At 75.0% G+C, this 20,497-nt stretch carries 16 protein-coding genes; 10 read left to right on the forward strand and 6 right to left on the reverse strand.

Annotation, left to right across the window (positions count from 1 at the left end; genetic code table 11):
* Positions 1-14: 14 nt before the first annotated feature.
* The 5 genes from C1701_RS24785 to C1701_RS24805 all read right to left on the reverse strand — a co-directional run bounded on the left by C1701_RS24785 (position 15) and on the right by C1701_RS24805 (position 7,969).
* Complete coding sequence (locus tag C1701_RS24785) at positions 15-1,172, reverse strand: CapA family protein (RefSeq protein WP_103056723.1); 1,158 nt, start codon at positions 1,170-1,172, stop codon at positions 15-17.
* 29 nt (positions 1,173-1,201) lie between these two features.
* Positions 1,202-2,524 (reverse strand): phosphoribosyltransferase family protein, encoded by a 1,323-nt coding sequence (locus C1701_RS24790; protein WP_103056724.1) that lies wholly within the window; start codon positions 2,522-2,524, stop codon positions 1,202-1,204.
* A gap of 151 nt (positions 2,525-2,675) precedes the next feature.
* Positions 2,676-4,406 carry a DNA polymerase/3'-5' exonuclease PolX gene (gene polX / locus C1701_RS24795; protein ID WP_103056725.1) on the reverse strand — a complete coding sequence of 577 codons (1,731 nt, stop codon included), beginning with the start codon at positions 4,404-4,406 and terminating at the stop codon, positions 2,676-2,678.
* A gap of 62 nt (positions 4,407-4,468) precedes the next feature.
* Positions 4,469-5,848, reverse strand: coding sequence for a guanine deaminase (guaD, locus tag C1701_RS24800; RefSeq protein ID WP_081715305.1), 1,380 nt, complete (start codon positions 5,846-5,848; stop codon positions 4,469-4,471).
* A gap of 267 nt (positions 5,849-6,115) precedes the next feature.
* The gene (locus C1701_RS24805; RefSeq protein WP_103056726.1) at positions 6,116-7,969 is read right to left on the reverse strand and encodes an N-6 DNA methylase; all 1,854 of its coding nucleotides are present in this window, start codon (positions 7,967-7,969) and stop codon (positions 6,116-6,118) included.
* A gap of 83 nt (positions 7,970-8,052) precedes the next feature.
* Here C1701_RS24805 and C1701_RS24810 point away from each other — a divergent pair, with 83 nt between their 5' ends.
* Positions 8,053-8,934 carry a PP2C family protein-serine/threonine phosphatase gene (locus C1701_RS24810; RefSeq protein WP_103056727.1) on the forward strand — a complete coding sequence of 294 codons (882 nt, stop codon included), beginning with the start codon at positions 8,053-8,055 and terminating at the stop codon, positions 8,932-8,934.
* 322 nt (positions 8,935-9,256) lie between these two features.
* Complete coding sequence (locus C1701_RS24815; RefSeq protein ID WP_026418014.1) at positions 9,257-9,628, forward strand: DUF488 domain-containing protein; 372 nt, start codon at positions 9,257-9,259, stop codon at positions 9,626-9,628.
* A gap of 133 nt (positions 9,629-9,761) precedes the next feature.
* Here C1701_RS24815 and C1701_RS24820 read toward each other — a convergent pair whose 3' ends face one another.
* The gene (locus C1701_RS24820; RefSeq protein WP_103056728.1) at positions 9,762-11,222 is read right to left on the reverse strand and encodes a four-carbon acid sugar kinase family protein; all 1,461 of its coding nucleotides are present in this window, start codon (positions 11,220-11,222) and stop codon (positions 9,762-9,764) included.
* Between the two features lie 288 nt (positions 11,223-11,510).
* Here C1701_RS24820 and C1701_RS24825 point away from each other — a divergent pair, with 288 nt between their 5' ends.
* The 8 genes from C1701_RS24825 to C1701_RS24860 all read left to right on the forward strand — a co-directional run bounded on the left by C1701_RS24825 (position 11,511) and on the right by C1701_RS24860 (position 20,488).
* A complete protein-coding gene (locus tag C1701_RS24825; protein ID WP_051313674.1) occupies positions 11,511-12,686 on the forward strand; it encodes a cytochrome P450 in 1,176 nt (391 codons plus the stop codon).
* A 473-nt stretch (positions 12,687-13,159) separates the two neighbouring features.
* Entirely contained in the window at positions 13,160-13,765 is a 606-nt protein-coding gene (locus C1701_RS24830; protein ID WP_026418011.1) for a hypothetical protein, read from the forward strand.
* A gap of 182 nt (positions 13,766-13,947) precedes the next feature.
* On the forward strand, positions 13,948-14,979 hold the full coding sequence (locus C1701_RS24835) for a BMP family ABC transporter substrate-binding protein (protein ID WP_030107397.1): 1,032 nt from the start codon (positions 13,948-13,950) through the stop codon (positions 14,977-14,979).
* 32 nt (positions 14,980-15,011) lie between these two features.
* Positions 15,012-16,559 carry an ABC transporter ATP-binding protein gene (locus C1701_RS24840; RefSeq protein WP_103056729.1) on the forward strand — a complete coding sequence of 516 codons (1,548 nt, stop codon included), beginning with the start codon at positions 15,012-15,014 and terminating at the stop codon, positions 16,557-16,559.
* The gene (locus C1701_RS24845) at positions 16,556-17,629 is read left to right on the forward strand and encodes an ABC transporter permease (protein ID WP_081715302.1); all 1,074 of its coding nucleotides are present in this window, start codon (positions 16,556-16,558) and stop codon (positions 17,627-17,629) included. Before C1701_RS24840 ends, C1701_RS24845 begins: the two co-directional genes overlap by 4 nt.
* On the forward strand, positions 17,626-18,540 hold the full coding sequence (locus C1701_RS24850) for an ABC transporter permease (RefSeq protein WP_026418008.1): 915 nt from the start codon (positions 17,626-17,628) through the stop codon (positions 18,538-18,540). The genes C1701_RS24845 and C1701_RS24850 overlap by 4 nt, the downstream gene beginning before the upstream one ends.
* Positions 18,537-19,286: a nucleoside phosphorylase gene (locus C1701_RS24855; RefSeq protein ID WP_026418007.1), complete on the forward strand. Its 750-nt coding sequence runs from the start codon at positions 18,537-18,539 to the stop codon at positions 19,284-19,286. The genes C1701_RS24850 and C1701_RS24855 overlap by 4 nt, the downstream gene beginning before the upstream one ends.
* Positions 19,283-20,488, forward strand: coding sequence for an acyl-CoA dehydrogenase family protein (locus C1701_RS24860; protein ID WP_026418006.1), 1,206 nt, complete (start codon positions 19,283-19,285; stop codon positions 20,486-20,488). Before C1701_RS24855 ends, C1701_RS24860 begins: the two co-directional genes overlap by 4 nt.
* The last annotated feature ends 9 nt before the right edge of the window (positions 20,489-20,497 follow it).

Here is a 20,497-nt window from a genome sequence, read left to right on the forward strand (position 1 = left end):
GTGGGTTGCCGTTGTCAGGCGGGGCCGGAGAGGAGTCCGCCGTCGTGGACCAGCCGTTCCCGGCCCGGGGGGCCGGTGTCGTCGAGGGCGCGTCGCACGTGGTCGCGGTCCGCGTGGGAGGCGAGGCGCAGCCGCAGTCGTTCGGATCTGAGCACGGCGACGCGGAGGCGGAGCAGGCGTCCGCTGTCGGGGTCGAGGTCGGGTAGGTAGGCGGCGCGCAGGTCGGGGCGGTAGGAGTCGTGCCCGGTGATGCCTTCGTAGTCGTTGATGAGGTCACCGCAGCCGTAGAGGACGAGGTGCCCTCGGTAGACCTCCCAGGCGCGCGGGTGGTGGGAGGAGTGGCCGTGGACGAGGTCCACTCCCCCGTCGATGAGGTGGTGGGCGAAGTCCACCTGCGCCGGGGGCACGGTGTACCCCCAGTTGCCGCCCCAGTGCACCGAGACGGCGGTGGTCGCGCCGGCGCGGCGGGCGGGGGCGAGGCGGGCGGCGAGGGTGTGGGCGGCGGTGGGTGAGAGGTCGGGGATCAGGTGCACGCCGGGTCGTGCCGGGTTGGCGGCCCAGGTGGCGGGGACGCCGCTGTCCGGGGTCGCGCAGCCCAGCACGGCCAGCGAGTTCCCGCCGGGCAGGAGGATCCGGTGGGGGCGGGCTGCGTGGTCGGCGTCGGTGCCCGCCCCCACGGTGGGCAGGCCGGCGTCGGTGAGGGCGCGCAGGGTGTCGAGCAGTCCGGGGTGGCCGAGGTCGAGGACGTGGTTGTTGGCCAGCGTGCACACGTCGGGGGCCAGCGCGGTCAGCACGGGGAGGTTGTCCGGGGACATCCGGTAGTGCAGGGCCTTGGCGGGGTCGAACGTGTCGGCCCTGGTGACGCTGGTTTCGAGGTTGATCAGCCGGGCGGCGGGCCGGAGTTCGGTGAGCAGGGCGAGCAGGTCGCCCCAGGGCCAGTCGTGGGGGGCGGGGGCGGGCAGCGGGCCGTGCGCGGCCTCGGCCAGCCGCAGGTAGTCGCGGGCGTCGCGGAGCCAGTCCTCGCGGATCTCGGGGGCGCCGGCGCCGGGGAGCAGCTGGTCGACGCCGCGTCCGGTCATGACGTCGCCGGCCAGGAACAGGGTGACCGGTGGGCCGCGGCGCGCGGCGCTGTCCCGGTCGTGTCCGGGGTGGGGGTGGTGGGCGGGGGTCATCGGGGAGGCCGCCGGCGGTGGGTGGGGTCTCAGGCGGGGTGGGTGAGGGCGGCCAGGTGGGTGGTGAACCAGCGGGTGGCGAGGTCGGCGACCTGGTCGAGCGCGCCGGGTTCCTCGAACAGGTGGGTGGCGGCGGGCACCACGGCCAAGTCGGCGGGGCCTCCGAGTCGGGTGTGGGCCTGCCGGTTGAGTTCGAGGACGATCTCGTCGGCTCCGCCGACGATGAGCAGGGTCGGTGCCCGGACGGCGGGGAGGTGGGGGCCGGCGAGGTCGGGGCGGCCGCCTCGGGAGACGACGGCGGCGATGTCGGCGTCCCGGTCGGACGCGGCCCACAACGCGGCGGCGGCACCGGTGCTGGCCCCGAAGTAGCCGATGGGCAGGCCGGCGGCCCGGGGGTGCTCCCGCGCCCAGGTGGTGGCGGCGCGGAGGCGGCTGGCGAGTAGGGGGATGTCGAAGACCCGCGCCCGGTCCCGTTCTTCCTCGGCGGTGAGCAGGTCGAACAGGAGGGTGCCCAGGTGCCCGGCGGTGAGGGCGTCGGCGACCCGCTGGTTGCGGGGGCTGCGGCGGCTGCTGCCGCTGCCGTGGGCGAAGATCACCAGGCCCAGGGGTTGGGCGGGCAGGTGGAGGTGCCCGGGGAGGGTGACGGTTCCGGCGGGCACGGTGACGTCCTGGTCGGCGGTGGTGCTGCTCGCCGGGGGGCCGGGTACGGAGGACGGCCCGGTGTGGTCGCGGGAGAGCAGGTCCACGACTTCGGCGTCGCTGGTCTGGTCGAAGTGCGCGTAGGCCTGGCCGACGGCCAGGAACATCGAGGGGGTTTCCAGGCAGATGAGGTCGTCGACCTCGTCCCGGAGGGCGTCCACGGCCTCGGGTGGGGCGACGGGGACGGCGAGGATGACCCGTCGGGCGCCGTGGGCTCGGACGACCTGGGCGGCGGCGCGGGCGGTGGAACCGGTCGCGATGCCGTCGTCGACGAGGATGGCGGTGCGACCGGTGAGGGGGGTGCGGGGGCGGTCGCCGCGGAACCGGGCGGCGCGGCTGTCGACCTGGGCGCGTTCCCGGCGTTCGACCTCGGCGAGGTGGATGGCGTCCACGCCCGCGCGCCGGCGGATGTGGTCGTTGATCACGCGGACGCCGTCCTCTCCGACGGCGCCCATGCCCAGTTCGGGTTGACCGGGTACTCCCAGTTTGCGGACGACGACGACGTCCAGGGGCCGGTGGAGGTGGGCGGCGACCTGGTGGGCCACCGGTACCCCGCCCCGGGGCAGTCCCAGGACCACCACGTCCTGGTCGGCGAGGGGCGTCAGGCGGTGCGCCAGGCGCTGGCCGGCGTCGGTTCGGTCGGTGAAGGGCATCGCTGCCTCCTCACGGGTGGTCGGGGAACCGCCCGCCTGTGAGGGCCGCACGGGGGCGGGGCGGATTGTCCGGTGTCGTGGTCCACGGTAGGCGGGGGTGGGGTGTCGGGGGCAGTGCGGAAGGTCCCGGCCCGGTGGGGTCGGGTGGTCGTCAGGGGGCGCGGCGCGGGTGGGGGGTGAGGAACTGGCGCAGCCGCTGCCAGGGGTAGGTGTTGATCACCTCGTCGGGGCCGACCCAGCCGCGTTGCGCGGTGCCCACGCCCAGCCGCACCTGGTCGAGGTGGGTCGCGGCGTGGGCGTCGCTGGCGACGGAGAAGCGGACGCCGAAGTCCCGGGCCCGGCGTGCGAGGTCGCCGTCGAGGTCCATGCGGTCGGGGAAGGAGTTGATCTCCAGGGCGGTGTCGTGGCGGGCCGCTTCGGCGAAGACGGCGTCCCAGTCGGCGTCGAGTGCCGGGCGGTGTCCGATCAGCCGGGTGGTGGGGTGGCCGAGCACGTTCACCAGTGGGTGCCGGACGGCGGCCAGCAGTCGGGCGGTGGTGTCGTGCCTGCTCTGCCGGAAGTGGGAGTGCACCGAGGCCACGCGGATGTCGAAACCGCGCAGGATGTCGTCGTCCCAGTCCAGGCCGCCGTCGGGTTGGATGTTCAGTTCGGTGCCGTGGAGCAGGTGGATGCCGGCGTCGCGGTCGAGCCGGCGGATCCGCCGGCGCTGCTCGAGTGCCTTCTCCGTGGTCATGCGCTGCATGCGCAGCAGGGGGGCGTGGTCGGTGATGGCGCAGTACTCGTGGCCGGCGGCCCGGGCGGCGCGCACCATCTCCTCCAGGGAGGCGACGCCGTCGGTGAGGTCGGTGTGGGTGTGGAGGTCACCGCGCAGGTCGCGGCGTCGCAGCAGGCGGGGTAGTTGGTGCCGTTGGGCGGCCTGGATCTCCCCGGTGTCCTCGCGCAGGGGTGGCGGTATCCAGTCGAGGCCGAGCCGTGCGTAGAGCTCCTCCTCGCTGTCGGCTCGGACCGGGCGTCGGGTGCGGGCCCGGAGCAGGCCGTACTCGGACAGGGTCAGGCCGGCGTGCACGGCGATCTCGCGGATGCGGATGTTGTGGGCCTGGGATCCGGTGAAGTACAGCAGTGCGGCTCCCCAGGCTCGGGGTGGGACGGCGCGGACGTCGATCTGGACGCCGTCTCGGGTGCGCACGGAGGTCTTGGTGCCTCCGCTGCCCAGGACGCGGTCGACGGCGGGCAGGGTGGTGACCGCGCGCATGACGGCGTCGGGGTCGGTGGTGGCGACCAGCAGGTCGAGGTCGCCGACGGTGTCGCGTCGGCGGCGGACGGAGCCGGCGACCTCGGCCCGCTGCGCTCCGGGCAGGGCGGTGAGCTGGCCGAGTGCCTGGTCGGCGAGATCCAGGGCGAGGGCGAGGGGGATGCGGTGCCCGGCTCGCTGGGTCTCGCGGAGGGCGGCGGTGAGGTTCTCCTCGGTGCGCGGCCCCCACCCCCGCAGGTCGCGCAGGTGTCCGTGCCGGAGGGCGTCGCGCAGTGCGGCGGTGGAGGTGATGCCCCGTTCCTGGAAGACCTGGTGGGCGCGGCGCGGGCCGAGCCCGGGGACGGCCAGGAGGGCCCGCAGGCCCGCGGGTACCTCGGCGCGGAGCGTGTCGAGTTCGGTGACGGTGCCCGTGTCGAGGTACTGCCTGATCTTGGTGGCGAGTTGGTCGCCGACGCCGGGGATGGCGCGCAGGCCGCGTCGGTCGAGGCCGGTGAGGTCGGCGGTGTGCCCCCGCACCGATCGGGCGGCGCGTTCGTAGGCCCGGATCTTGAACGGGTCGGCCCCCGAGATCGCCAGGAGTTCCGCGAACTCGGTGAGCATGTCCGCCACGGCCTCGTTGGAGCGGGGCATGCTTCGACGGTACGTCGGCGGGCCGGGCGGCGCGGGCGCGGCGGTTTCCCGGGCGTGACTGGTTACCGGGGGTGGCCGGGGCCCGTGGTCCGCGGGTGGTGGGGGCGGCCCAGCACGTAGGTGGCGGTGACGGCGCGGTCGTCGCCCAGGGTCATGAGGGCGAGGAGCCGCTCGGTCAGGGTCGTCGCCCGCCGGGTTCGGCGTCGCAGCACCGGGGTCGCCGCCCAGTCCAGGACGACGAAGTCGGCTTCCCGCCCGGGGTGGAGGTTTCCGATGGCCCCGTCCAGGCGCAGTGCCCGCGCGCCGCCGAGGGTCGCCAGGTAGAAGGCGCGGAGGGCGGACAGCGGGTGGCCGCGCAGGGCGGCGACGGCGTGGGCCGCGTTGAGGGTGACCAGCGGTGAGTAGCTGGTGCCGGCGCCGACGTCGGTGCCGATGCCCACCGGGATGCCGGCGGCCAGCGCCGAGGACAGGTCGAACAGGCCGCTGCCCAGGAAGAGGTTGGAGGTGGGGCAGTGCGCCACGGCGGTGCCGGTGCGGGCGAGCCGCCGCCGGTCGGTCGGGTCGATGTGGACGCAGTGGCCGAGGATGCTGCGGGGGCCGAGCAGTCCGTGGGCGTCGAACAGCGCGACAGGGGAATCGGTGCCGAACAGGTGGTTCACCAGCGCCACCTCCTCCTGGTTCTCGGCGGCGTGGCTTTGGATCCACAGGTCGGGAATCTCCCGGTGGAGGCGGGCGACCATCGTGAGCAGCGCCTCGGTCGAGGTCGGGGCGAAGCGGGGGGACAGCGCGTAGCCCAGGCGTCCTCGCCGGTGCCAGCGTTCGAGGAGGTCCCGGGTCTGGTGTTCGGCGGTGGCGAGGTCGGGGTCGCGGAGTCCGTCGGGGGCGTGGGGTGCGCGGTCCATGAGGACCTTGCCGCTGATCATGCGGAGGTCGCGGTCGAGCGCGGCGGAGAGGAAGCCGTCGACGGAGGCGGGGTGGGCGGTCGGGAAGACCCCGGCGGTGGTGGTGCCGGCGGCCAGCAGGGTGTCGAGGAGGAAGTCCGCTGCCCGCCGGGCGTGGTCGCGGTCGTCGAACTCGCGTTCCCTCGGGTACACGGTGGTGGTGAGCCAGTCCTGGAAGTCCTGGCCGGGGCCGGCGATGGCGTCGATCTGGCTGGAGTGGACGTGGGGGTCGACGAAGCCGGGCAGGATCAGGCCGCCCCGGTGGTCGACGTGGGGGGCGTGGCGGTGGCGTGAGGGCAGCGCCGTGGCCGGGCCGACCCAGTCGACGTGCCCGTCGGGGGTGACGACCAGGGCGCCCTCGGGGTGGTGTTCCGCGCTGCCGGGCGCCTCCTCGTCGCCGGGGTCGTCGAGGAAGTGCAGGATCTCACCGAGGAAGACGGTGGCGGTGTCCTCGGGTCCGGTGGGGGTGTGGTGGTCGGGGCGGGTGGTCGGCGGGTTCATGGTGCGGGTGGGGTCGGCCGGCGGCGCCGGGGGGCGCGGTGTGGGCGGGCGGGGGCGGGTTCCCGCGGTGGGATCACGGTGGCCTCCCGGATGGGTCGTGGGTGCGGGGTTCTCCGCCGGGGGCGGTGTCGGCGTGCCTCCCATCCTGCCCGGCTGGGCACCGTGGGGGCGGGTGGGACGGGTGCGTGGGCGGCCGGGAGGGGTCGCGGGCCGGTGCGCCGTCCCGCCGGCGGGCGCGACGGCGGGGAGGGCGCGGTGTCGGAGGTCTCAGCTGCCCTCGCCCGGTGGTCCCGCCCCGTCTGCCTCCCCGGGCTCCCCGGGCCGCAGGGAGCCCTCGAGGAGGCCGTCGACGCCCAGCCGGACCAGGGTGCGCCCCAGTTCCGCGGCCTGCCGTGCCTGGTCCTGGAGTTGGAGCAGCCGCAGGACCACGCGTCCGTAGGCGCGTTGCTCCTCGATGGGCAGGCGGGGGACCTGGGCGCGGCGCGGGTCGACGCGGCTGGCCCCGGGCAGGTGCCGGGCGGTGGCGGCCAGCAGGACCCCGGCGAGGAAGTGCGGGTCGATCTGGTCGGGGTCGACGCGGTAGCGGGTGAGCGGGGAGGCGAGGATCGCGGGGGTGTCGACGACGCGGACGGCGCCGAGTCCGGCGACCACGTCCCCGATGTCGACGCGGACGCAGCCGGGTTGCCATTCGGCGCGGTCGGAGGGGGGGCCGCCCTCGGCGAGGTCGGTGGCGGTCAGCACGGGTTCTCGTCCTGTTCCGGTGGTCAGCCGGGTGGGGGCGGTGCGGATGGTGACCAGGCCCGCCCTGGCGAGTTCGCCCAGGGTGGTCGGGGTGGGTGGGGGGTGGTCGGGGGTCGGGGTGGGCGTGAGGGCGGGGGCGGCCAGGGTCAGTGCTCGCAGCTGGTCGAGGGCGGAGTGGAAGCGGGCGCCGAGGTTCTGGTGGTGGCGGCCGAGGCGGTGGCTGGTGGGTCCGACGTCGACGGTCTCGTCGAGCAGGTCGACCACGGGGAGGGCGGCGGCACCCGGGGGGAGGTCGTCGTGGCGGCCGGTGTCGAAGCGGCGCCAGGCGGTGAGCACGTCGGTGGGATCGTCCCCTTCGGCGGCCATCAGCATCAGGTGGGAGGGCGGGGTGTCCCCGGGGTGGGGGCGGCGCAGCAGCCAGAGGTCGACGGCGGGCGCGGCGAGGGTGACGACGGCGCGCAGGGCTCCGGCGCGCAGCAGGTTCGCCCTGATCCTCCTGCCGGCCCGGCGGCCCGCGGCGGCGGGTGGCATGAGCACGGCGGCGTGCCCGGCGGGTCGCAGCCGGGCCAGGCAGTGTTGGACCCAGGCCAGTTCGGACTCGCTTCGGGGGGGGATCCCGTACTGCCACCGGGGGTCGGCGGTGAGGTGGGCGTGTCCCCAGGACCGTTCGTTGAAGGGGGGGTCGCAGACGACGGCGTCGGCGAGTTCGGTGGCGAGGTGGTCGTCGAGCAGGGTGTCGGCGGGGGCGATCCGGGCGTCGACGGTGTGCAGCCGCAGTCGGGACTCGGTGATCGAGGCCCGGGTCGGGTCGATGTCCTGGCCGAGGCGGCGGGCCGAGGGGGCGGTCATCAGGAGTGTGCCCAGTCCGCAGGCGGGGTCGAGTACCGTGCCCCTGCCGGCGTCGGTGAGGGTGACCATCAGGGTCGCCAGGTCGGGGGAGGTGAGGGCGAGCCGGCGGGAGTGGGTTTCGGCGTAGCGGGCGCAGACGAACTCGAACGCGGCGGCGGGTCCGCGTTGTTCGGCGAGTCGGATGAGCAGTCTGGCGGTGTCGGGGTCGTCGAGTTCGGGTCGGTCGATCTCCGCCCGGGGGGTCAGGGAGAGCAGGAACCGGCCGGTCGCGGCGACCCGGTCGCCGAGGGACAGGTCGTCTCCCAGGCGGAGGCGTTGCCAGACCCGGTCGGCCAGCGACACCTCGTAGGGTTTGCCGTTGCGGCGGAGCCAGTCCTCGACCTCCCGCAGGGAGAACAGGGGGCTGGAGGTGGTGCCGGCGATCGGTTGGGGGAAGTCCTCGTGTCGGCGCCGCCAGTTGCTGACCGCGGCCCGGCCGACGTCAACGAGACGAGCGATCTCCGCCGCGTTCACGGTGGCGTCCTGGCTCATTTCCCCCACCCTAGTTCACACTACGTTCACCGTCCACAACCTACTCGCTTGTGAACACGATCAACCAGTGATTTACTGCCTCCATGATGCACACGAAGCCCCTGCTGTTGCGGTACGCCGCGGGCTCCGATGTTGGCCAACGGCGGGCGGTGAACCAGGACTCGGCGTACGCGAGTCCTCGCCTGCTGGCGGTGGCCGACGGGATGGGTGGGCACGCGCACGGCGAGGTCGCGAGCTCGGTGGTGGTGGCCACCCTCGTCGAGCTCGACGGTTCCCTCGCCGCCTCCGATCCGGATCGGGGCCGTGCCCTGGACCTGCTGGCCGGTGGGGTGAGCTCCGCCGCCGAGCGGCTGACCGAGCTCGCCCAGCGGGACGAGGACCTGGCGGGGATGGGGACCACGCTGACCGCGCTGATGTGGGACGGTTCCCGCCTCGCGCTGGCGCACGTGGGGGACTCCCGGGGCTACCTGCTGCGGGGCGGGGTGCTCTACCAGATCACCCGTGACCACACCATGATCCAGAGCCTGCTGGACGAGGGGCGGCTGACCCCCGAGGAAGCCGCCGACCACCCGCGCCGCTCGGTGGTGATGCGGGCGTTGCAGAGCCACGGCTCGGCCGACCCGGACCTGTCCTCCCACGACGCGCAGGTGGGCGACCGCTACCTGCTGTGCTCCGACGGGCTGACGGCCGTGGTGAGCGCCGAGACGGTGCACGAGGTGCTCAGCACGGTCGAGGACCGCCAGGAGGCCATCCGGCAGCTGATCGACCTGGCGAACCGGGGCGGCGGACCGGACAACATCACCTGCGTGGTCGCCGACGTCGTGGAGTCCGAGCCGGACCCGCAGCCGCAGCCGGGCCTGGTGGTGGGCGCGGCCCAGGACCAGGGCGTGACCGCCGATCCGACGTCCGGGCCGGCCTGGTTGTCCCGGTGGACCGGGGAGGTCTTCCCCGCCGACGCGGACTGACCGCCAGCACCGGGTCCCCTGGCGGACCCGCAGGGCAGGCCGAGGCGGCCGATCATCCGACGACGAGCACGACCAGGACGTCACGCGTCCGCGCGCGCCGACCAGCACCGGCGGCGGGGCGGGCCTGGCCGTCCGTCCCCGACCGGCCTCGCTCCGCCTTCCCGGCCGAGGACCCCGCCCGCCTCCGCGCGGCCCGGCGGCGTCGACGGGTTTCCCGGGCCGGGCCCGGGCAATCCTGGCGGGTGAGGGCCCCGCGTGGGGCGGGCCCGCGCGGTCCGGTGGTACCCGGACCGAGCCCGGCGACGGTGACGGGAGCGGAGGAATGTCACACATCGGTTATCGGCGGGTGTACGAGGAGCCCCGGTTCCGTGACGGCGTGCGGGTGCTGGTCGACCGGGTGTGGCCGAGGGGAATGCGTCGCGAGGACGCCCACCTCGACGAGTGGTTGCGGGCGGTCGCTCCCTCCACGGAGTTGCGGCACTGGTACGGCCACGATCCCGACCGGTTCCCGGAGTTCCGCCGCCGCTACCTGCGGGAACTGCGGGAACCCGGGCGGCGGGACGCCGCGGGGCACCTCCAGGACCTGGCCAGGTCCGCTCCGGTGACGCTGCTGACGGCCAGCCGGGACCTCGACCACAGCCAGGCGGCGGTCCTGGCGGCCTGGCTGGCCGAGCACACCCCCGAATCGGCCTGAGCGGCCGCCGGGGGCTCCGCCCACCCCGGGTCGGCGGCCCGGCACCGCGGCACCCGAGGGACACCGCCGGGCGGACGAGGCGGTCGGCGCCCGGGGGCGGGACGCCGGTCGAGGGCGGTCCCGCCCGGGGCCACTACCCGCGGGCTGGGGGTGGAGCCACGCGGTGGACGACCTCCACCAGGGAACCCTCGTCCCCCACGTTGCCGGGGAACACGGTGTAGCGCGGGCCGGCGGGCCGCCCGTCGAGGTCGAGTGGTTGCCACAGCGAGACCGCCCCCGGCAGCAGGGAGCCCAGGACGCGGGCGCGTCGGACCCCGAGGCCGTGCACGGCGACCTCGTGGGAGGTGATGCCGCCCTTGGCGACCACGCAGGAGGGCGGGCACTCCCGCCGCACCGCGCGGACGACGGAGACCAGGGCCCGGGAGACGACCCGGGCGATGCGCAGGCTGTCGGCGGCGTCGACGCCGCGGCGCAGGGCTCGGGAGGTTTCCAGGAGGACGTCGTCACCGCGCCGCAACGCGCCCACGACCTGGCGGGCGGCCTCGTCCACCACGTCGTCCGGGGCGGTGAGCAGGGTGTCCACCGGGAGCGTGACGTCCACCAGCGGCCGGGCCGCGCGCAGCGCGGCGGTCTGGGCGGTGGTGAGCGCGGTGTGCGAGCCCACGACCACGAGCACCCCGCTCTCGCGTGGGACGGGGGCGGGCTGGAGGGGGGCCGCTGAGGGCAGTCCGGCCCGCACCCGGACGTAGGCCGGGCCGGTGCGGTACAGGAACCGGTGCCCGGCCCGTTCCAGTTCGGCCAGGGCCAGCGCGGTGACCTCCATGTCCTCGGCGGCGGCGGCGTCGAGGGCGACCACGGCCGGTGGGGACGAGGGGTTCCGGTCGGACAGCCGGCGGTCCAGGAGCGCGACCACCCCGGCCACTCCCCCCTGGCGGATGGTGGCGAGGTCGACGACGGTGACCTCCGCCGGGCTGATCCGGCCGCCGCTGCGCTCGGCCACCCACCCGGGCAGGTCCCCGGCGGTGAAGCCGAAGGTGGCGTCGCGGGAGAACTCGGTGCGCTCGGCCGGGGTCCACACCCCCTCCACGCGGACCAGGTGCTGGCCTCCGACGGTGACCCGGCCGGCCTCGTGGTAGGCGGGGCACAGGACGACGGCGTCGGTGGCTTCGCCGGTGGCCCGCTGCCAGGCGGCGGCGAGCGCGTCGGTCTCGACCGGGTAGTGGCCCCGCAGCGTGGAGTCGCCGCGGCTGAGCAGTCGGACGGTCACGCCGACGCTGGTCGCCGCCCTGGCGAGGGTGGTGGCGACCTCGGTGGCCACCCGGTGGGCCGCGTCGGGGTCCAGGGAACGGGAGTTGGTGAGCACGAAGAGCAGGCCGCGGGTTCGGGCGTGCCGTAGCCCCCAGCGCAGTTCGCGGTCCGACCAGGCCGTGACGAGGGGCACGTCGTGGACGGTTTGGGCGCCGGTGGGGTCGTCGTCGACGGCGACCAGGACGGTGCCGTCGCCCACGAGGCCCTCGGCGAGCCGCGGGAGGGCTCGGGGTTCACGGCGGGGTGGCGCGATCTCGTCGGCGGGAGGGTAGGCGGGAGTGCTCATCGCGGTGGGCGGCCGGGGCCGCTGCTCCTTTCCGGGGAGTCGGCGGGAACCCGATCCGACCACGGGACACCGCTCGGGTGCCAGGGCGGGGCGCCCCTGACGGTCCGTGCGCCCCTCCCCCAGGGACCGGGTGATGAACCCAGCGCACCGACACGGTCACGCACCGCTATCCTGATCACGGGGTGTGCCCGGATCGTCCCGCGTTGGCGACGGTGTGTGCCCGTCTCGTCCCGGTGCCTCACCGGTTCTCGTCCCTTCCGTCCGTCGTCACTGCCGAAGGAGGGCGCCGTGGCCGCCCCTGTCCAGCTGTCGTTCGAGCAACGCTGTCCCCTGCACGTGGCTCCCGGGCTGCGCGAGTTGCAGGCCACCGGGCCCATCCACCGCATCCGCACCGCCGTCGGCGACGACGCGTGGTTGGTGACCGGCTACACCGAGGTGCGCGCGCTGCTCGACGATCCCCGGGTGGGCCGGTCCCACCCCGATCCGGCCCGCGCGGCCCGCTCCGGGGACGCGGCGTTGCAGGGCGGTCCGATGGGCGAGTTCGCCAGCGAGGACTCCGACCACGCGCGGTTGCGGACGCTGATCCAACCCCACCTCTCCCCCGCCCGGCTCCGACCGTTCACCCCGCGCGTCGAGGCCCTGGTCGAGGAGTGCCTGGACCGGCTCGCCGCGGCGGGCCCGGGCCCGGTGGACTTCGCGCGGCTCGTGGCGGCGTGGCTGCCCACGGCCGTCATCTGCGCGCTGATCGGCGTGCCCGACGCCGACCGGGACCGATTCCGCGGTCACGCCCGGGCGATGGCCGACCTGCGGGACGCCGAGCGGTCCCGGCGGGGGATGGCGGAGCTGTTCGAGTACTGCCGGCGGCTGGTGGCGGTGAAACGGCGGACGCCGGGGGAGGACGTCGTCTCCCGCCTGCTCGCCCGGGACGGGGTGACCGACGAGGACGCGGCACGGGCCTGCGTGCTGCTGCTCTTCGGGGGCGAGGCCGCGGTGATGGCGATCGGGATCGGGGCCGTGCTGCTGCTCACCGACGCCGGCCAGCGGGAGGAGCTGCGGGCCCGGCCGGACCGGATGCCCGGCGCGGTCGAGGAGATGCTGCGCGGCATGGACAAGGGCGGGGACGGCGTGTCCCGGTACGCCCGGGCGGACCTGCGGGTGGGCGAGGTGGTGGTGCGGGCCGGGGACCTGTTGCTGCTCGATACCGGAGCGGCCAACCACGACGTCTCGGTGTACGCGGCACCCGACCGGTTCGATGTGGGTCGCCGCGACGCGCCGCACCTGTCGTTCGGGCACGGTTCCCGCTACTGCGCGGGGGCGCCGCTGGCCCGGGTGGAGCTGCGGGTGCTCTTCACCCGGCTGCTCGCCCGGTTCCCGGGGATGCGCCTGGCGGTGGACCCCGCGCGGTTGCGGGTGGAACGGGACGTGGTCGCCGGAGGCCTGGCGGAGTTGCCCGTGCTGCTGTGACCTGGCCGGTGCGGGCGCTGGGGGTGCGCGAAGCGGCCGCGCCCCCCGGGGTGTGTTCGCCCCGCCGTGGGGCCTTCGCCTCCTCCCGTGGTGGTGGGCCCGGCCCCGAGCGGCGCGTCGCCGGCCGGCTCCACTGTGCTCGGTGGGCTCGGGGTGGACGAATCCGAGGGCGGTGCCGGGACCGTCCCGGCTCCTCTAGTGGCCACGCCGGGGTCGTCGAGCCGAGCGGGGTCCCCCCCCGTTCGGGTGGCACTCCTCCGCCGGCTGTCTCGCTGGCTGGGACGAGGGGACGATCAGCGTGAGCTCCAACGGGTTCGATCGGGTGAGATCGCGGGCAGGGTGTGGACGTCCGGGTCCACCGCGATCGGGAGACGTGGTCGATGGGAGCTGGGCGGGACGAGGGTGGGGCACGCGATGCGGCGCGGGGGGCCCCGCACGAGGACGCGCCGAGCCGGCGGCGCGGGCGGTGGGGCGTGGCCACCGCCGTCGCGGTGGTGCTCGTCGCCGTCACGATCGGCGCCCTGGTGTGGGGAGGCCGGGGTGCGCGGGAGCCGGCCGCGGCCCCGAGTCCCGGCCCGGTCCCCTCAGCGTCGGAGCCGTCGGCGGAGGCGGGGGGCGGTTGCCCGAGCCGCCCGGAGCCCACCGACGAGTTCCTGGTGGCGGTCTGCGCCGAGGAGAACAGGCAGGGGCGCGGGCGGGCACTGGCCGCGGCGGCGGAGGACACCGGGTTCAGCATCGGGCTCGACGGTGCCGTGCCGACCGAGGGGTACATGGTGTCCTTCGGGGACGCTCCCGTGGTGGAGCTGCCCGGGTGGGTGCTGGGGCGGACCGGGGAACTGCGGCGGCGGGTGGAGGACTACCTGCTGGAGAACCGGTCCTTCTTCGCGGAGCGGACGGATGCCTACCTGGGCGGGTGGGTCAACCCGGAGACCGGGCGGCTGGTCATCGAGGTCTCCGAACGCCACCTCGACCGGGACGCCGCGGTGGCGGCGGGCGCCGAGCGGGACCAGATCGCCATCTACGACCTGGCCGAGGGCGCGGACATCCTGGTGGACCCGGCGCCGACGCCCGGGAGGTGAGCGTCGCCGACCCCGACCGCACCCCCGTCGTCCCATTCCCTGGGAAGGTCGTGGCCTTCGCCGCCGAGTTCTTCCCAGATCCTGGCACAGCCGACTAGCCTTCCCCCATTCGAGTGATGTACCTGCTCACCGACGGTGTCGGAACCCGCTGGGGTGGCGCCGTCACGGCACGAAGGACCGTGATGTCTCGTCCGCTGCGCCTCGCCACGCTCGCCGTCGTCACCTCGCTCACCGCGGTGGGCTGCAACGCGGCGTCCACCGACTCGGCGGGCTCCTCCGAGGACGGCCCGTCCTTCGTCCTGGTCACCCCCAACCCGGTCGGGGTCAACGACTTCCTCACCCTGTCGGTGCGGGGCGTCGAGGAGGCCGCCGACCAGCACCGTGGCAGCCACCGCACCTTCGAGAGCACCGACCCCGCCTCCCTCCAGCACAACGTCGCCGCCGCCGTCCGCGACCAACCCGACGTCGTCGTCGCCGTCGGCTTCAACTTCGCCGACGTCCTCGCCCAGGAAGCCGAACGGAACCCCGACCAGCAGTTCCTCTTCGTGGACTCCTGCACCGAGGACCCCTTCCCCAACGTCACCTGCGCCACCTTCCGCGAACACGAGGCCGCCTACCTCGCCGGGGCGCAGGCGGGCCTGCTCACCCAGACCGACAGGGTCGGCGCCGTCGTCGTCCTGGACTCCCCCCAGTTCCACCGGTTCTCCCTCCCCTTCGCCGACGGCGCCGCCCGCACCAACCCCGACGTCGAGTTCACCCAGTTGTTCATCGGCGGCCAGAACCCCTTCAACGACCCGGCCCGCGCCAAGGAACTCGCCGCGACCCTCGCTGGCTCCGGAGTGGACCACGTCATGGGCGCCGCCTCGGCCGCCGGGAACCTCGGCGTCTTCGAGGCCGCCGCCGACCACGGCATCCACGCCTTCGGCGTCGACTCCAACCAGTGCCCGGCCAGCCCCGGCCAGGTGGTCGACAACGTCGTCAAACGCACCGACGTGGTCATCGCCGACGGCATCGAGGCCATCCTGGCCGGCGACACCGGCGGGAACCGCTCCTACGGCCTGGCCGAGGAGGGCGTGTCCCTGAACGGGCTCCTCGACGACGTCGACGAGTCCGGCTGCGTCATCGCCGAGCACCCCGAGGTCGTCGAGCAGGTCCGCCAGCTGCACGACGAGATCGTCGCCGGCGACACCGTCGTCACCGACCCCGCCGCCTGAGCGGCCACGACGGCGGGAAAGGCCGAACACCGGTGACCAACACCGACAACGGGACGAACCACACCACGCCGCGCCCGGTCGTGCGACTGCGGGGCATCACGGTCCGCTACCCCGGCGTACTGGCCAACGACGGCGTCGACCTGGACCTCGCCGCCGGCGAGATCCACGCGCTGATGGGGGAGAACGGAGCCGGCAAGTCCACCCTGGCCTCCGTGCTCTACGGGGCGCGCCGCCCCGACACCGGCACCCTCGACCTGTTCGGCGCCCCCACCCGGCTGGCCAGCCCCGCCGACGCGATCGCGGCGGGCATCGGCATGGTCCACCAGCACTTCATGCTCTTCCCCGGCCTGACCGTGGCCGAGAACGTCGTCTACGGCGCGGAACCCCTCCACCGGTTCGGCGTGGTCGACCGCGCCGCCGCCCGCCGGGCGGTGGCCGACCTGGTGCGCCGCTACGGCCTGGACCTCGACCCCGACGCCCTGGTGCGCGACCTGCCCGTCGGGGTGCGGCAACGGGTGGAGATCCTCAAACTGCTCCACCGGGGCGCCCGCGTGCTCATCCTCGACGAACCGACGGCGGTGCTCACCCCCGGCGAGGCCGACCGGCTCTTCACCGTCCTGCGAGGCCTGGCCGCCGAAGGCCGCGCGGTGCTGCTGGTCACCCACAAACTCGGCGAGGTGCTCGCGGTCAGCCACCGGGTGACGGTGCTGCGCGACGGCCGACGCACCACGGTCCTGCGCACCGAGGAGACCACCGCCGGTGACCTGGCCGCCGCCATGACCGGCCGCGACCTCGACCTGGACGTGGTGCACCCCCCGGGGACCCCCGGCGAACCCGTGCTGGAGGTGCGGGAGCTCACCGTGTCCGGCCGGGGCACCAAACCAGCGGTGGACGCCGCGACGTTCACCGTGCGCGCCGGGGAGATCGTGGGTATCGCCGGTGTCGCCGGCAACGGGCAGGCCGAGCTGGTGGCCGCCGTGGTGGGTCTGCGCCGCGCACGGTCGGGCGTCGTGCGGTTGCGGGGCGAGGAGATCACCCATGCCCCGGTGGCCGACCGGCGCCGCCGGGGCCTGGCCTACCTGCCCGAGGACCGGGGCGAGGTGGGGGCCGCCGGGCAGGCCTCACTCGCCGACAACCTGGCGGCGGGGTTCCACCGCGGCCCGCTCCTCGGCCGGTTCGGGTTCCTCTCCCCCACCGCCCTGACCCGCCACGCCCGCCGGATCATCGACCGGTTCCGGGTGCGCACCCCCGACACGCGCACCCCGATCGCCGCGCTGTCCGGGGGCAACCAGCAGAAGGCCGTCCTGGGCCGCGAACTGGCGCACCAGGCCCCGCTGCTGGTCGCCGAGCAACCGACCCGGGGCGTGGACATCGGGGCCGTGCAGGCCATCCACGCCGAACTGGTGGCCTACCGGGACGCCGGCCACGCGGTGCTGCTGGTCTCGGCCGAACTCAGCGAGATCCGCGGTCTCTCCGACCGGGTCCTGGTCTGCTACGACGGGCGCGTCGTGGCCGAGTGGGACAGGGACGAGGCCACCGAACACCGCATCGGACTCGCCATGGCCGGGGAGGCCGGATGACCAGCCGCACCGCCGAGGCCACACCACCGGCCGGCACCGCCCGCCCGTCCCGCCTGCTCCGCACCCGAGGCGGGGTGGTCGCCCTGGCCGTCCTGACCGGCGTCGTCGTGGGCACCCTCGTCCTGGCCGGCACGGGAACCAACCCGCTGACCGCCTACGCCGCCCTGGCCACCGGGGCGTTCGGACCGGACAACCTCCCCGACACCCTCAGCTACGTCCTGCCGGTGCTGGGCATGGCCACCGCGCTCGCGATCCCCCTGCGCGCCGGCATGGTCAACCTCGGCGGCGAGGGCCAGCTGGTACTCGGAGCCGTCGGCGCCCTGGTCACCGGCCTGTTCAGCCCGCTGCCAGCACCCCTGACCGTGGTCGCGGCCCTGCTGGTGGGAACGCTGGCCGGGGCGTCCTACGCGGCGCTGGCCGCGCTGTGCGACAGCCACCTCGGGGTGCCCCTGCTGGTGAGTTCCCTGCTGCTGTCCTACCCGGCGATCTCCTTCGCCTCCTACCTGGTCCGGTTCCCCCTCGCCGACCCCGGCTCCAGCCTCCCGCAGAGCGAACGGCTGCCCGCCGGGGTGGCCCTGCCCACCCTCGGCGCCGGGCAGATCTCGGTCGGCCTGGTCGCCGTCCTGGCCGTGGTCGCCGCCTACACCGTGGTGGACCGCCGCACCCCCGCCGGGTACGAGGTGCGGATGACCGGGCTCGGCGCCCGGTTCGCCTCCTACGCCGGCATCGACCGGCCGCGCCTGACCGTGCGGGTCCTGGCCGCCTCCGGGGGCATCGCCGGCCTGGTGGGCGCCATCCTGGTGTTGGGGTTCCCGTTCCGCTTCATCGACGGGGCGCTGATCAGCCCCCAGTACACGTGGATCGGGCTGATGGCCGCGTTGCTGGCCGCCGCCCACCCCGTCGGCACCGCCGTCGCGGCGTTCTTCTTCGCCGCGCTGACCAGCGGCGCGTTCGAGATGGAACGGATCACCCAGGCGCCGCGCGAACTCACCGCCATCGTGCAGGCCCTGGTCATCATCGTGCTGGCCACCTCCACGGGCCTGCTGCGCGGCAAGGGAGGGCCCCGGTGACCATCGACCCCGCGTTGTTCTCGGCGGCGCTGCGCGCGCTGACCCCGATCCTGTTCGCAGCCCTGGCCGGGGCGTTGTGCCAGCGGGCCGGGATCTTCAACATCTCCCTGGAGGGGACGATGCTCGTGGGCTGCTTCGCCGGGGTGGCGGGCAGCTGGTTCACCGGCAACCCCTGGCTGGGCGTGGCGCTGGCCGTGGCCGCCTCGGCCGCGTTCTCCCTGGTGTTGGCGGTGGGATCGGTGTCGTTGGGCGGCGACGCCATCGTGATCTCGGTGGCGATGAACCTGCTGGCCGTCGGCCTCACCGCGTTCCTGCTGCGGACCGTTTTCGGCGCCCAGGGCAGCTTCAGCGACCCCGAGCTGCGCGGCCTCGACCGGGTGCGGCTGCCCCTGGTCGAGGAGATCCCCCTGCTCGGCCCCGTCCTCTCCGGACACTCCCCCCTGGTCTACGTCTCCTGGCTGGCGGTGGCCGTGACCGCCGTCCTGCTCTACCGGTGCCGGTGGGGGCTGCGGCTGCGCGGCCTGGGGGAGAACCCGGCGGCCGCGGCCAGCCTCGGCGTGCGGGTGACCCGCCAGCGGTACCTGGTGGTCGTGGCCGGCGGTGGCCTGTGCGGCCTGGGCGGAGCGCAACTGGCCCTGGGCAACGTCACGCTCTTCGCCGAGAATATGACCGCCGGCCGGGGGTGGATCGCGGTGGTCGCGGTGATGCTGGGGGCGGCGGCACCGGTCGGGGTGTTCCTCGCCGCGCTGCTGTTCGGGCTCGCCGAGGCCCTCGGTTTCCGGTTGCAGGGCCTGGGGCTGCCGCAACAGGCCACCGACGCGGCCCCCTACGTCGTCACCCTGATCGCCCTGTTCGTCTCCAGCCGGCGGCTGCGCCGGCGCGACCCCGTGGAAGGTGCGGTGGACCGATGACGGTCATCCTCCCCATCACGAAGATCCCCCGCGAGGGCCTGCCCACCCGGGCCCTGGTCGTCGGCGACCCCGCCCGCGCCGACGCCGTCGCCGCCCAGCTCGACGACGCCCAACTCCTCGGGGAGAACCGGGAGTACCGCAGCTACCGGGGCCGGTGGCGCGGCACCGACCTCGTCGTCTCCTCCCACGGCGTCGGCGGCCCCGGCGCGCTGTGCCTGTTCACCGAGCTCGCCGCCGCCGGGGTGCGCACCTACCTGCGGCTGGGCACCGCCGGATCGCTCACCGACACCGTCGGCGACGGTGACCTGGTGGTGGCCGAGGCCGCGGTCCGCGACGACGGCGTCACCCCGCAACTGGTGCCCGCCGAGTACCCCTCGTTCGCCACCCCCGAGGCGGTGCTGGCCCTGACCGCGGCGGCCCGCGAACACCGCCTGCGCCATCACCGGGGGCTGGTCTGGACACGGGCCGCGTTCTCCCCGGGAGTGCTCGAACTCCCCGTCCGCCAGTACCAGGCGGCCCGGGTCATCGCCATCGAGATGGAGCTGTCCACCCTGCTGGTCTTCGCCGCCCTGCGCGGGTTCACCGCCGGCGGCGCCCTGGTCATCGACGGCAACGCCTCCCAGGACAACGCCGACCCCACCCGCTACTCGCCGCACCGGGCCGTGGTGACCGAGGCCGTCCGGGCCTCCGTCGCGGTGGCCCTGGACGCGCTGGTCAGCCTCGACGTCGAGGAGGACCGGGCATGACGGGCGAGGACCACCCGGGCGCGGAGCCCGCGGCCACCCACTGGCTGGCGGTCGCCGACGAGGTCGCGCGCACCTTGGCCGGCGACGCCGTGGAGCGGGAACAGGCCAACGAACACCCGCTCCGGGAGGTCGCGTTGCTGCGGGACGCCGGCCTGCTGGCGCTGCTGGTCCCGGCCGAGGCGGGCGGCGCCGGCCACCAGTGGCCGTTGGCCCACCAGGTGCTGCGGCGGATCGCCGCCGCCGACGCCTCGGTGGGTCACCTGCTCGGCTACCACTGGTTCCAACTGTGGCGCACCCGGCTGTTCGACCGGCCCGACCTCACCGCACGACTGGAACGGAACACCGCCGAGGACCGGCTGTTCTGGGCGGGGGTCAGCAACCCCCGCGACGCGGCCCTGGCCCTCACCCCCACCGGGCGCGGGTGGCGGGTCACCGGGCGCAAGTCCTTCGCCACCGGGGCCAGCGTCGCCGACCGGCTCGTGGTCAGCGGCACCGAGGACACCAGCGGACGCAAGCTGACCTTCGTGACCGACGCCGCCGACCCTGGCATCCACTACCTCGGCGACTGGGACAACCTCGGGCAACGCCTCTCCGCCAGCGGCGGCGTCGAGTTCCGCGACGTCCTCGTCCACCCCGACGACGTCCTCGGCGCCCAACCGGAGGAGGACGGCGGCGCCGCGCACCGCCAGTCCCTGGCCCCCCTGGGTTTCCAGCTGCTGCTCAGCCAGCTCCACGTCGGCATCGCCCACGGCGCCCTGACCACGGCCGCCGGGTACACCACCGAACGCACCCGGGCCTGGTCGGCCTCCGGGGTGGAACGCGCCGTGGACGACCCGCACGTCCTCGCCGGCTACGGCGGCCTCACCGCCCGCGTCGAGGCCGCCGCCTGCCTGGTCGACACCGCCGCCGAGGCCTTCGACGCGGCCGCCGCCGCCGGGCAGGCCCTGGACGCCGCCACGCGCGGCCGGGCCGCGCTGCGGATCTCCCAGGCCAAGGTCGTCAGCACCGAGGTCGTCAACGCCGTCACCACCGAGGTGTTCGAGCTCACCGGGGCGCGGGCCACCGCCAACCGGTACGGCCTCGACCGGTTCTGGCGCAACGCCAGGACCATCACCTTGCACGACCCGGTCAAGTACAAGGCCGCCGAGATCGGCCGGCACCTGCTGACCGGCCACTACCCGCCGGTCACCGGATACAGCTGAGGAACGGGT

Source organism: Actinoalloteichus sp. AHMU CJ021, from assembly GCF_002895405.1.
Lineage (GTDB): Bacteria > Actinomycetota > Actinomycetes > Mycobacteriales > Pseudonocardiaceae > Actinoalloteichus_B > Actinoalloteichus_B caeruleus.